Below are 12,916 nucleotides of genomic sequence, written 5' to 3' on the forward strand. Positions count from 1 at the left end.
GCGGGGCGGACATGCGGGGGTGGGGGACTTCAGGGCCGTCGTGGTGACCCTGAAGCCAGAAGTGCGGGTCGGGGCCAGAACCGCACGTCTAAGCCAGAAGCGCGGGTTGTGCGTGAGCACCCCTGACCTCCCCTTTTCCCACAGGGGGCGGGGCCGGCGCGGACGACGACGGCGGGAGGGTGCGGGGCCGGAGGGGTGGGTGGTTCGGACTGCTGGCGCTTTACGTCCGAACCACCCACCCCTCCGGCCCCGCACCCACCACCCCCCACGCATCAGCACCGGCGGCCCCGCCCCAACAACCCCTCCGCCAAAGGCGGAAACCCAACACGGCGGGACAACCGGCATCGTGGGGACGCCCCGCCGTCAGGCGATCCGCCGCAGCACCACCACATCATCCGCCGCCCCCAGCACGACATACCTGGCCCGGCCATGCCGGGCCTCCGCATCGGCCAGGGCCTGTTCGGGCGTGCGCCCGTCATGGAGCTGCGCCGCGACGTAGCCGGGCGCCAGCCCACCCGTGTCGCCGGTCCAGAAGACGCGGGTGCGGCCGGTGAGGCGGCTGAGCGGGCGGACGTCGGACTCGACCGTCGCGCCGTCGGGTATGCGGTTGAGCAGCCGCTCGACGGCGGCCACCTGTGGCGGCGTGCGGTAGGTGTCGGCCTCGGTCAGGCGGGCCAGCGGCAGGGTGGTGGCCAGCGCGAGGGCGGCGGCCAGGACGGCGGCGGGCAGGTGGTGGGCGTAGGAGCGCAGCCAGGGCCGGGCGGAGGCCAGCGCGCGCGGCAGCGCGTCGATCAGGGCGAGGAAGACGACCGGCATCAGGACGGCGCTGTAGTGCCAGTCGGTGCCCCAGTAGTGCGGGTCGTGGGAGAGGAAGCGCCAACCGAGGGTGGGCGCGGCCACCAGCAGGAGCGGGGAGCGCAGGGCGAGCAGGCCGGTGGTGGGCAGCAGGGTCCACAGCAGGGTGCGCAGGGCGACGTCGATCGGGAGGCCGGGGGCGGTGTCGCCGTGGCCGCCGATCTTGCTCCAGTAGTCGTACGAGCCGGAGCCGTTGAAGGCGGGTATCAGCAGGCCGAGAGTGACGGCGGTGGCGGTGATGCCGAACGCGACCAGGGCGATCGGCAGCGGACCGGCGCGCCGGGTGCGGATCAGTGAGAGCGCCCCGATGGCGGCGGCGGTGACGCCGAGGTCCTCCTTGACCAGGACGAGCGGCGCGGCCCAGCAGACGGCGGTGTTCCAGCGGCCGCGCAGCGCCGCTTCGAGGGCGAAGGCGATCAGCGGTACCGCGAAGGCTATTTCGTGGAAGTCGAAGTCGACGGCCCGCTGTATGCCCCAGGACAGGCCGTAGGCGAGGCCGAGGGCCAGCCCGCGCCGGCGGCCCAGGTGGCGGGCGGCGGCGCGGGTGACGGGTAGCGCCGAGAGCGCGAACAGCGCGGCCTGCGCGGTGAGCAGGGTCAGCGGTGAGGGGAAGAGCCGGTAGAACGGGGCGAGCAGCACCAGGACGGGGCTGAAGTGGTCGCCGAGGACGTTGGTGCCGGGGCCCTTGAGGTCGACGATCGGCGCCCGGAGGTGGGCGTAACCGCGGACCGCCTGCTCGAAGATGCCCAGGTCCCAGGAGATCGTGGACAGGGTGCGGTAGCGCCAGTACGAGAGCACGGCGAACGCGAGGAAGAAGAACCCGGCGGTCCAGTACGGGTCGAGGCGCGGGGCGCGCAGCGCGGCGAGGCGGGACGGTGCCGGCACGGTGGTGGGCCCGGGCGCGGGGTCGGCGGCGGTGCCGGGGGAGCGCCCGGTGCGGCCGTCCGCCGTCGTTGCTGCGGCCGTGTCCATGGGCGTCCTCACTCTCGATTTCCGAAAAGATATCCGAATCGGGGTGTGCGCAGGTCCGGCGTCGGCCGGCTCGGCCCGCCTCCTTGTTCACTTGTCCCGCAACCCTGTTGCCACGCTCCTGGATTGGATGCCCCACGTGATACGGACGCTGTCCGCCCGCTCCCGCCCCGCCGCCCCGCGCCGTTCGTCGCGCGCCTCGGCTGTGGTCGGCGCCGCCGCCCTGGCCGCGTTGCTGACCGTCACCGGCTGTTCCGGTCACGGCGGTCGGGGCGGCGGTTCGGACGCGGGGGCGGGCCCGTCCGCTCCCGCGGACGGCGGCGGGCGGTCGGGGGCGCCGGGCAGTGCCCTGCGCACGCTCGACTCCCTGGCCGTCAAGCGCCAGGGGACGAAGGACGGTTACGCCCGGGACCGCTTCGGTTCGGCCTGGGCGGACACCGACGGCAACGGCTGCGGCACCCGCGACGACATCCTCAAGCGGGATCTGCGCGGCACCGCGTACCGGGACGCGAAGCAGTGCGTGGTGGTGTCCGGGAACCTGCCGAAGGACCCGTACACGGGGAAGTCGCTGCGCTATCAGCGTGGTCGCAGCACCGTCGACATCGACCACGTGGTGGCGCTGTCGGACGCCTGGCAGACCGGGGCGCGGCAGTGGCCGGCCCGCAAGCGGGTGGCGTTGGCGAACGATCCGCTGAACCTGATCGCGGTGGAGGCGTCCGCCAACCGCAGCAAGAGCGACGGGGACGCGGCGGACTGGCTGCCCCCGTACGCCGGTTACCGCTGTACGTACGTCGCGCGTCAGGTGGCGGTGAAGAAGAAGTACGGGCTGTGGGTGACCCGGGCCGAGAAGGACGCGATGGCGAAGGTGCTCAACTCCTGCCCGCGCCAGGCGCTGCCGGGCGGGGGGACGCCGACCGAGGCGCCGGCGCGCTTCACGGCGAAGTAGCCGCGCGCCGCGCGGGAACGGCCCCGGCCCGGATCGCGGGGTGTGCGATCCGGGCCGGGGCCGTCGTGCGGGGATTCCGGGGCGGCGCCGGTACCGGGTGCCGGGCCGCGCGGGGTCAGCTGGTCGGCAGCTTCCAGTAGACGCCCTGCATGTCGATGTCCGGGGCGACCTCGACGTCGAGTGCCTTGGCGGTGGGCGGGGCGTCGAAGGCGACGTCCACGGTGGCGGTGGCGCCCGGGGCGATGGAGCCGTCGAAGCCGATGCCGATCTTGCCGTCGATGATCTGCTCCGCCTTGCGGCCCTCGGCGCCGGTCTTGGCCTTGATCTGGGTCAGGGCGGGGTTGAAGGCGGCCTTGCCCTTGTTCTTCATCTGCACGGTGACCTTGTACGCCTTGTTGCCCGCGGTGTGGCCGGAGGCGATGTCGCCGACCGTGTACGGGGCGACCTTCAGGACGGTCACCTCAAGGCCCTTGTCGGGGTAGGTCGCGGTGTCGCCCGGCCCGTAGGTCTTGTTGCCCTTGCTGCCGTCCTTGGGCTGCGCCTGGGAGCCGTTGACCTGCTTGTTGATCTCGTCGACGGCCTTGTTCACGGCGAGCACGGTGACGATGATCCCGATGACCGCCAGGATCATCGCGAGGCCGCCGAGGATCGTGCCGGTGATCGCCACGCCCTTGTTGGTGGCCTGGCCCTTCTTGACCCGGCTCAGGCCGACGAAGCCGAAGATCAGCGACAGCAGACCGAGCGGCCCGGCCAGCCAGAACAGGACCATCGGGATGCCGCTGAGGGCACCGATGATGCCGAGGACCAGGGCGGTGATGCCGAGGCCGTTGCGAGCCGCCTGGTGGTGGCCGGGGGTCGGCATGCCGGGCGCCCCCTCCGGGACGGGCTGGTAGTGCATCTGCTGGGACATGCGAAGGGGCCCCTTCCGGGCGCTGGAATCGTTCCGTCGAATCGGTGGGTCAATAACAACAGAGGCTGTGAACCGAGTCAACACGAGTATGCGAAACGCCGATGTTCACGCCGTGAAGGGGTTCGTCTGTAGTGCATGGGTATGCTCCTCGACACAGAGGTCACACAAGGTCACGGGGTCATCGGGACAGGAGCCACACAGGTGCCGGAGAAGGCGACGGACGACAACGCGGGCCGCGGCGGGCGACAGGCGGGCGACCGCCCGACCGAGGTGACCGCCGCCGGCATCGCCCGGCTCGCCGGCGTCGGCCGGGCCGCGGTCAGCAACTGGCGGCGCCGCCACGCCGACTTCCCCAAGCCCGTCGGCGGCACCGAGACCAGCCCCGCCTTCGCCCTCCGCGACGTCGAGCAATGGCTCCGCGACCAGGGCAAGATCGCCGAGGTCCCGGCCCGCGAACGGGTCTGGCAACAGCTCGTCGGCCACCCCGCCGGGGCCGCCGCCGCCCTCCGCCAGGCCGGCGCCGTCCTGCTCCTGGTCCAGGAGCGACCGGCCGCCTGGCGGCAGCTGCGCGCCGCCGCCGACGACGCCGAACTGACCGGCGTACTGCCCGCGATGCTGGAATCCGTCCTCACCGGCCGGCTCGGCCCCGAGCACCCGGTGCGCGGCCTGACCCGCGCCGCCCTCGCCCCCTCCGCCGCCCTGGTCCGCGCCGCCGGCGACCTCGCCACCGCCGACGGTGCCGCCGCGGCCTACGACTTCCTGCTCGGCCGCCACCTGGACGCCAACCCCCGCCAGTACACCCTCACCCCGCCCGGCCCGGCCGCCCTGATGGCCGAACTCGCCGCGTCGACCGGCCCGTTGGGCACCGTCCTCGACCCGGCCTGCGGGGCCGGCGGCCTCCTCGCCGCGGTCCGTCCCGCGGACGCCGCCCCCCTCGCCCTGCACGGCCAGGAACTCGACCCCGACCTCGCCGCGCTCACCGCGCTCCGGCTCGCCCTGGAGGCCCCCGGCGCGGACGTCCGGGTCCGGGCCGCCGACACCCTGCGCGCCGACGCCTTCCCGCAGCTCGCCGCCGACGCCGTCCTCGTCCACCCGCCGTTCAACGAACGCAACTGGGGCCATGACGAACTCGCCTACGACCCCCGCTGGGAGTACGGCCTCCCGGCCCGCAACGAATCCGAGCTGGCCTGGGTCCAGCACGCACTGGCCCGGCTGCGGCCCGGCGGCACCGCCGTCCTCCTCATGCCGCCCGCCGCCGCCTCCCGCCGCTCCGGCCGCCGGATCCGCGCCGACCTGCTGCGCCGCGGCGCCCTGCGCGCGGTGATCGCGCTGCCCGCCGGCGCCGCCCCGCCCAACAACATCCCGCTGCACCTGTGGGTGCTGCGCAAGCCCGGTGACTCCCCGACCGTCCCGCACCTGCTCGTCGTCGACACCGCCGCGTCCGCCCCCAAGTCCTCGGCCCCTCCCGCACTCTCGACGTCCTTCGAGCGGGGGCGCCCCCCCGCGCAGGGCGGCACCCCCGCCGCCGGCCGCGACAAGTTCGACTGGCAGACCGTGCGGGCCACCGCCGTGGACGCCTGGCGGGACTTCGACCGCGACGGCGGGATCGAGGAAGTGCCCGGCGTGTGCCGCTCCCTGGCCGCCATCGACCTCCTCGGCGACGACGTCGACCTCGCCCCCGCCCGGCACCTGCCGCCACCCGCCGCGGCCGGCGGCCCCGCCGAACTCGCCCGCGTCCACGACCGCCTCACCGCGACCCTGGCCCGCACCGCCGAACTCGCCCCGCACCCCGGCTCGGACACCGCCGCCGCCCAGCCGCCCGCCGGCCGCTGGCCGCTGACCACCGTCGGCGAACTCGCCCGCTCCGGCGCCCTGGTCCTGCGCGCCGGCGGCCCCGGCACCGCCGGACCCGGTGGGGGAGCCCCCGCGGTCCTCACCGACCACGACGTCATCGGCGGCCTCGCCCCCTCCGGGACCCTCCCCGAGACCCCCACCGGCACCTCCCCCGAGGAACCCGTCCTCGTCCAGGAGGGCGACGTGGTCGTCCCGGTGCTCGGCGGCGGCGCCACCGCCCGGGTCGTCGACGCGGCCACCGCCGGCGCCGCCCTCGGCCGCAACCTCACCCTGCTGCGCCCCGACACCGCCGCCCTCGACCCGTGGTTCCTGGCCGGCTTTCTCCGCGGCACCGCCAACAACCGCCAGGCCAGCAGCTACGCCTCCACCGCCACCCGGCTCGACGTCCGCCGCCTCCAGCTGCCCCGGCTCCCGCTCGTCGAACAGCGCCGCTACAGCCGCCGGTTCGCCGACCTGGCCGCCTTCGAAAGCGCCCTGCGGCTCGCCTCCCGACTCGGCGAGCAACTGGTGCAGGGACTCCACGACGGACTGACGGACGGATCGGTCGATCCGGACTGAGCGGCGGAACCGGGGGCGGACGGACCACCCGGGGCGCGGACGGAGCCCCCGGGGACCGGCGGATCAACCGGGGCAATCCCTACAACCCTGCACGCGCGCGCGGAGTCGTATATACGCTCGCAAGCACGTGTGCGCACCGGCGGAGCCGCCGCGCACACGGCCACCGAGGGGGTACCGCCCTGTTCGCGGGAGACCCGGCCCGGCCCCGGCCACGAACGATCCGTCAGGAGCAGTTGATGTACGGCCCCGTCCCGTCCCCGCCGCCGAACCGTCCCCCGGGACGCGGGACGGTCCTCACGCTGCGGGTGGCCTTCGTGGCCGCCACGGTGCTCAGCCTGGGCTTCCTGTCCTGGGCCGCGATGCTGCGGGCCGCGATCGTGCTGCGCCGACCGCTGGGCTGGTGGCTCTTCGCCGCCGACCTGGCGCTGTTCGTCGGCACCTGTGTGCTGATCGTCAGCTTCCCGGAGACGGACTGGCGCACCAACGTGGGCGTCGGCCTCCTGCTGCTCCAGATCGCCGCGGTCGTGGCGTACTACCTCGTCGTCGACCTGCGCGCCGAGCGGACGCACGCCATGGGCCCGGTCCCGGCGGCGTACCCGGTCGGGGCGTTCCCGGCCGGGGCGTTCCCGCCCCCCTACGCCCCGCCGGCGCCCGGCCACCCCCACCCGCCGCTGCACCCGTCCCTGCACGTCCAGGAGACCCAGCCCTTCCCCTCGTACGCCACGACCGGGACCGTCCAGCCCCCGATGCCCCCGCCCGCCGCTCCCCACGTGCCCGAGCACCGCCCGGCGCCGCCCCAGCGCATCGACCAGGTTCGCGCCGAACTCGACGAACTCAGCGACTACCTCCGCAAGGAGGGCCGGTGAACGGGCGGGTCATCGCCGACCGCTACGAACTCTCCGTCCTGCTCGGCCAGGGCGGCATGGGCCAGGTCTGGATCGGCTACGACCGCCGGCTGGACCGCCGGGTCGGCGTCAAGCTGCTCCGCCCCGACCGGGTCGCCGGCACCCCCGACGGCGAGGAGATGCGCCGCCGCTTCGTCCGCGAGTGCCGGGTCACCGCGCAGGTCGACCACCCCGGACTGGTCACCGTCCACGACGCCGGCAGCGACGACGAGGACCTCTACCTCGTCATGCAGTACGTCGACGGCGCCGACCTCTCCGACCACCTCGCCGAGCACGACCCCTACCCGTGGCCGTGGGCGGTCTCCGTCGCCGCCCAACTGTGCGCCGTGCTGGCCGCGGTGCACGCGGTGCCGATCGTCCACCGGGACCTCAAGCCCCGCAACGTCATGATCCGGCCGGACGGCTCGCTGATCGTCCTGGACCTGGGCATCGCCTCCGCCCTGGACACCGACACCACCCGCCTCACGCACACCGGCTCGCCCATCGGCAGCCCGGCCTACATGGCGCCCGAACAGGCCATGGGCGGCGCCGTCGGCCCGTACACCGACCTCTACGCCCTCGGGGTGCTCCTGCACGAACTCCTCAGCGGCGAGGTCCCGTTCGCCGGCTCCACCGCGCTCGGTGTCCTGCACCGCCACCTCCACGAGGAGCCGGTGCCGGTCCGTCGGCTCCGCCCCGACGTCCCCGAGGCGCTCGAAGCGCTCGTCCTGCACCTGCTCCGCAAGGACCCCGGGGCCCGCCCCGCCGACGCCCAGGAGGTCTACGCGGCCCTCGCCCCCCTCCTGCCCGCCTCCGGCGCGGGCCCGCACCCCCCGCCGGCCCCCATGGACCCCACCCGCCCGTTCCGCCAGCCGCACGCCCCCTGGCCGCTGCGCTCGGCCGGCCCCGCACCGACCCCGACCGCGCTGGCCGTCCCACGCGTCCCCGAGCCCGCCCACCCGGCGCCGGCGCCGCCGCGCGGCGGCACGTCCCGCCCGGCCGCGGCCCCCGCCCGGGCCGTCCAGGACCCGCGCGCCTCCCTCGCCGGCAACGCCCCCTGGAGCTCCCTGGGCTCCCCGGCGGCGTCCCGCCCCGCGGCCGACCCGCGCACCTCCGCCTCCGGCGGGCCGGACGTCGCCGCCGCCGTCGACGAGGTCAAACTCCTCCTCGACCAGGGCCGCATCACCCGTGCCGTGGACATCCTCGGCGGCATCCTCCCGGCCGCCGCCGAGCGCCACGGCGCGCACTCCCCGGTCGTCCGCACCCTCCGCAAGCAGTACGCGGCCACCCTCATGGACGACGGCCAGTACCGCCGCGCGCTGCCCGAACTCCGCATCCTGGCCGAGGAGTACGGCAAGGAGTCCGGCGCCGGCGCCACCCGCCAGGCCCTCCAGTTCCACTACGACGCCGCCCAGTGCCTGGAACAACTCGGCGAGGTCGCACAGGCCCTGGAGGAGTACCGCGCCCTCCTCCCGTACTTCGAGCACTACGCCGACGACCCCGTCCGCCCCCTGGAGATCCGCCGCTCCATCGGCCATCTGCTGCTGGCCCAGGGCGAGCACGGCGCCGCCAAGGAGACCCTCTCCCGCCTCCTGTACGACGCCGAGCGGCTGCACGGCCCGCACCACGCCTTCCCCACGGAGGTCCGCCGGACCCTGTACTGGCTGGGGCAGATGCAGGGCTGATACCCGGGGCGGTGCCGCGCCGCCACGGCGCCGCGGTGCGCCGGCCAGCCGGGCGGCCGGAACCGACCCCCGCGCGGCTCGTTGGCCGAAGCAGTGGCCTGTGCCACGCCGACTCCCTAGCATCGATCACTCAGGAAAGGTCGAAGCTAGGTCGCAACAAGGTCGTCATTCCGTACGAGCCGTACGAGATCGTCACTCCGTCGCACGATCCGATCTGCCGGGAGGCCATGTGTTCCGCCGTAGGACAGCGCTCTCCGTTTCCGCCGCCGCCGCTCTGCTGGCCGCGACCCCGTTGCTCGCCGCCTGCGGCACCGACGCCCACCCCGGTGCCGCCGCCGTCGTCGACGGCAAGCGGATCACCGTCGCCCAGCTCCAGGCCCGAGTGAAGGACGTCCGCACCGCCCAGGCCACGTCCCCGCAGGGCAAGCAGCTGATCATGAACACCGGCCGGCTCAACCTCTCCACCCTCAACGGCATGATCTTCGACGAGGTGCTGGCCCGCGCCGCCCGGGACGCCGGGGTCACCGTCACCCGCGCCGACATCCAGGACGCCCGGGCCACGGCCGAGGAACGGGCCGGCGGCGCCGCCCGGCTGAGGACGATGTGGCTCCAGCAGGGCATCGCCCCCGACCAGATCGACCAGGTGGTCCGCAACCAGCTCCTGATCGACGGCCTCGCCAAGCACCTGCGCGCCGACCGCGGCCGGCCCGACGGCCAGCGCAGGCTCGTCGACGCGCTCGCCAGGACCTCCCGCGCGATGAGCGTCGACGTCAATCCGCGCTACGGCACGTGGGACGACCAGCAGGTGATCCTCGGCGAGACCAAGGTCCCGTGGATCGTGCCGGCCACCACCCACCAGGAGCAGGCGTAGCCCTCGGCCCTTCGGGGCGGGCGGGGGCGGCACGCGGGCGGCCGGGGCGCTGTCGGTGGCGTGCGTTACGTTCGTCTACGTGAACGCTGACGCCGCTGACGCCACCCCCGCCGCTGCCGGTACCGGCGCCGACTCCGCCCGCCCCGAGGGCGCCGGCACCGGCCGCCTGGTCCTGCTCACGACCAGCCACCGGGTCGCCCCCGGCCTGCTGTCCTGGCCCGCCTGGCAGACCCTGCGCGCCGCCGACCGCGTCCTGTGCGGCGACCCCGACCACCCCCAGCTGCCCTACCTCCGCGAGGCCGGCGTCACGGTGGAGACCGCCACCCCCACCGCCCGCGAACTGGTCGACGACGTCGTCCCCGAGAACCGCACCGCCGTCGTCCTCACCTCCGCCGAGGGCGAGAGCGCCCTCACCGACGGCCTGGCCCGGCTGGCCGGCTCCGGCCGCGAGGCCATGCCCGACCTGGAGCTGCTGCCCGGCTCCTACGACCTCCCCGGCGCCCGCCTGCTCGACCTCGTCCAGGTCATGGACCAGATCCGCGCCGAGTGCCCGTGGAGCAGCATCCGCACCCACCGCGACCTCGCCAAGTACGGCATCGAGGAGGCGTACGAGCTGGTCGAGGCCATCGAGGAGGGCGACCGCGACGCGCTCCGCGAGGAGCTGGGCGACGTCCTCCTCCAAGTGGTCTTCCACTCCCGCATCGCCCAGGACGACCCCGACGCCCCGTTCTCGGTCGACGACGTGGCCGGCACCCTCGTGGAGAAGCTGCTCCACCGCCACCCCCACGTCTTCGGCGACGAACTCGCCGAGACCCCCGAGGACGTCAAGGCCCACTGGCTCCGCACCAAGGCCGAGGAGAAGCAGCGCACCTCGGTCACCGAGGGCATCCCCCTCGCCCAACCGGGCCTCGCCCTCGCCGCCAAACTCGCCTCCCGGGTCCGCACGGCCGCCCTCGACGTGCCCCTCCCGCCGGGCGCCGGCATCGGCTACGAGCTCCTCTCCCTGGCCGTCCGCGCCGAGTCCGAGGGCGTGGACCCGGAGGCCGCCCTGAGAGCAGCGGCCCGCGCTTATCGGGATGCGGTGGTGGCGGCCGAGGGGAGCGGCGCTTAGTACCGTTGGTGTCCTTGGGGAGCGGGAGTTGAGGGGGAGGGGCCTGGATGGACGAGGAGTTGGTGAAGCGGGCGGCCTCGGTTCTGGCGGCGGCCGGCGCGAACACTGCGAAGGTATGGGGGCGCCAGCTGCACCTGGGATCCCCGCCCCCGGAACCCCAGGAGGCCGAGCGCTGGTGGCAGGACCGTCTCGGCGACCTCCTGGCAGATGCCCCGGTGGCCGCCGCCGAACTCCGCGAACTCGTGGACCAGTTGCCCGCGCTCACCGCACTCGCTGAGCCCGCCGAGCCCCCCACCCCCGCCGGGTCCCCCACCGCCGTCCACAACATCGTGTCCGGCGGGACCACCCACGGCCCCGTGATCCAGGCGAACGCCATCAGCGGCATCACCATCACGCATTCCGGCTTCGCCGGCACCCTCCCCAGCCCGGAGAGCTGGCCCACGGCAGCGGACCTGGACCCGATCGCCTTGGGCGTCCGGCCCACCCACCGTATCCCCGGACCGCCCCTCCCTCCCTACGTCCTTCGCGACCGCGATCAGGAACTCGACGCGGCGTTGGGACAGGCGCGTGCGGACGGCGGGCTGGTCCTGCTGCTCGGCGAGCCGTTCGCCGGAAAATCGCGTACGGCGCTGGCGGCACTGGTCCGCGGACCGGCCGGCCGTCGGGTGTTCGCCCCGCCCCGCGGCACGGACCTGCGCGGCCTGCCCGCCCTGCTGCAAGGCCGCCCCGAGCGCTACCTCATCTGGCTCGACGACCTCGACGAGCACCTCGGCGAGGGCGGACTGGAGCCGCGCCTGCTTGCCCAGTTGGCGGCCCTGAAGGCCGTCGTGGTCGCCACCATGCGGGAGGACGCCTACGACGCCTGCCGCGCCCAGCCCGGCGGCCGGGTCCTCGACCTGGCCCGCATCGTCGAACTGGCCCGGGAGTGGAGCCCGGCGGAGCGGGAGCGGTTGGCGGGGGAGGCCGCACGCTCAGGGGACCCACGTCTGATAGGTGCCGTTTCGTCCAGTGGCCCGGAGGGCGCCGCCGCATACCTCGCCCTGGGCCCCCTCCTCTGGGACGAGTGGTGGCGCGCTCGCCGCGCCGACCGCCACCCGCGCGGCCACGCCCTGGTCCGCGCCGCGCTCGACCTCGCCCGCTGCGGCCTCACCGGCCCGCTCCCCATGGACCTCCTCCTCAAGGTCCACGAGGGGTACGCGGACGTGACCGGCATGGAGCGGGAGTCGGCCGAGGACGCCCGCGCGTGGGCGGTGGAGCGACGGTACGGGCTGTTGCGACTGCTGGACCGGGCCAGGGGGGACACCTGGCGGGCCGCGCCGATCCTCGTCGAGGCGGCGGGCCGGCACGAGGAACTGCCGGACGTCCCCGGCCCGGTGTGGGGCTGCGCCCTGGAAAAGGCCCGCTCCGACGCGGCGTACGACTACGCCGAGATCGCGGCAAAGGCACAGGTCGCCTTCCAGCGCGCCGCGGACGCCGGTGACACCTCCGCCCTGCACAACCTCGGTGTTCTCGCCGAGTCGTTGGGGGAGCGGGACGAGGCCGAGCGCTGGTTCCGTCGGGCGGCGGAGGCCAGCGAGCCGCGTTCGGCGGGCCGGCTCGGCCGGCTGCTCGCGGAGCGGGGCGAGGACCGGGCGGCCGAGCCCTTCCTGGAGGCCGCCGCCGAAGCCGGCGACGCGGAGGCGGCGACGCTGCTGGGGAAGCTGCTGCGGAAGCGGGCCGAGCGCTGGTTCACGGCCGGAGCGGAGCAGGGGAGCGCGGAGGCCGCGCACCTGCTCGGTGATCTGCGGCTCGGCCGGGGCGAGGTCTTCGGTGCCTTCAGCAGCTATCTGGATGCTGCCAGAGTCCGGTACGAGCCCGTTGCGAGGGGTATGGGGATCGTCCACTTGCTCTTGCGCGAGAACAATACCGCCGAGGTCTGGATGCGCCGTGCGGCCGATTTGGGTGACGAGTGTGCCGCCGAGTTTCTCCGGCCCGTAATTGCCCACACTGTAGACGCAGCCGTGGAGTTCTTCGAGGAAGATGCCAAGCGGGGCCAGGGCCTCGATGCCGCTAACCTCGGCGTACTCCTCGAACAGCATGACCGCCCCGACGAAGCCCGCCCCTGGTACCTCAAGGGCTACGAACAGGGCGACGCCTACGGTGCGTTCCGCCTCGCCGAACTCCACAAGAAGGACGGCGACGCCGCCGAGGCCACGATCTGGTACCGCAAGGCCGCCGATCTGGGCCACCCCGGCGCCAAGCGCGCCCTCGGGGAGACGGACGGGTAGCACCTG

At 74.5% G+C, this 12,916-nt stretch carries 9 protein-coding genes; 7 read left to right on the plus strand and 2 right to left on the minus strand.

The features are described from left to right. Nucleotides 1-363: 363 nt before the first annotated feature. Nucleotides 364-1,827 carry a DUF2079 domain-containing protein gene (locus tag SNOUR_RS23785; protein ID WP_067350618.1) on the minus strand — a complete coding sequence of 488 codons (1,464 nt, stop codon included), beginning with the start codon at nucleotides 1,825-1,827 and terminating at the stop codon, nucleotides 364-366. A gap of 127 nt (nucleotides 1,828-1,954) precedes the next feature. Here SNOUR_RS23785 and SNOUR_RS23790 point away from each other — a divergent pair, with 127 nt between their 5' ends. Next, entirely contained in the window at nucleotides 1,955-2,770 is an 816-nt protein-coding gene (locus tag SNOUR_RS23790; RefSeq protein ID WP_079142853.1) for an HNH endonuclease family protein, read from the plus strand. Between the two features lie 115 nt (nucleotides 2,771-2,885). On the opposite strand, the gene SNOUR_RS23795 is transcribed toward SNOUR_RS23790, so the two are convergent. Continuing rightward, nucleotides 2,886-3,680: a DUF4190 domain-containing protein gene (locus tag SNOUR_RS23795; RefSeq protein WP_067350620.1), complete on the minus strand. Its 795-nt coding sequence runs from the start codon at nucleotides 3,678-3,680 to the stop codon at nucleotides 2,886-2,888. Between the two features lie 201 nt (nucleotides 3,681-3,881). On the opposite strand from SNOUR_RS23795, the gene SNOUR_RS23800 reads away from it, so the two are divergent. From SNOUR_RS23800 to SNOUR_RS23825, 6 genes are all read left to right on the plus strand, one after another. Then, nucleotides 3,882-6,092, plus strand: a complete 2,211-nt coding sequence (locus SNOUR_RS23800) for an N-6 DNA methylase (RefSeq protein WP_376738540.1) — start codon at nucleotides 3,882-3,884, stop codon at nucleotides 6,090-6,092. A 236-nt stretch (nucleotides 6,093-6,328) separates the two neighbouring features. Continuing rightward, nucleotides 6,329-6,958 (plus strand): hypothetical protein, encoded by a 630-nt coding sequence (locus SNOUR_RS23805; protein WP_067350622.1) that lies wholly within the window; start codon nucleotides 6,329-6,331, stop codon nucleotides 6,956-6,958. Beyond that, nucleotides 6,955-8,661 carry a serine/threonine-protein kinase gene (locus SNOUR_RS23810; protein WP_067350624.1) on the plus strand — a complete coding sequence of 569 codons (1,707 nt, stop codon included), beginning with the start codon at nucleotides 6,955-6,957 and terminating at the stop codon, nucleotides 8,659-8,661. The genes SNOUR_RS23805 and SNOUR_RS23810 overlap by 4 nt, the downstream gene beginning before the upstream one ends. A 229-nt stretch (nucleotides 8,662-8,890) precedes the next feature. Then, nucleotides 8,891-9,532 carry a SurA N-terminal domain-containing protein gene (locus SNOUR_RS23815; RefSeq protein WP_067350626.1) on the plus strand — a complete coding sequence of 214 codons (642 nt, stop codon included), beginning with the start codon at nucleotides 8,891-8,893 and terminating at the stop codon, nucleotides 9,530-9,532. Nucleotides 9,533-9,611: 79 nt separating this feature from the next. Then, entirely contained in the window at nucleotides 9,612-10,643 is a 1,032-nt protein-coding gene (locus tag SNOUR_RS23820) for a nucleoside triphosphate pyrophosphohydrolase (RefSeq protein WP_079142854.1), read from the plus strand. A 47-nt stretch (nucleotides 10,644-10,690) separates the two neighbouring features. Further along, a complete protein-coding gene (locus SNOUR_RS23825; RefSeq protein WP_067350628.1) occupies nucleotides 10,691-12,910 on the plus strand; it encodes a tetratricopeptide repeat protein in 2,220 nt (739 codons plus the stop codon). Nucleotides 12,911-12,916 lie beyond the last annotated feature (6 nt).

The organism is Streptomyces noursei ATCC 11455, from assembly GCF_001704275.1.
Taxonomy (GTDB): domain Bacteria; phylum Actinomycetota; class Actinomycetes; order Streptomycetales; family Streptomycetaceae; genus Streptomyces; species Streptomyces noursei.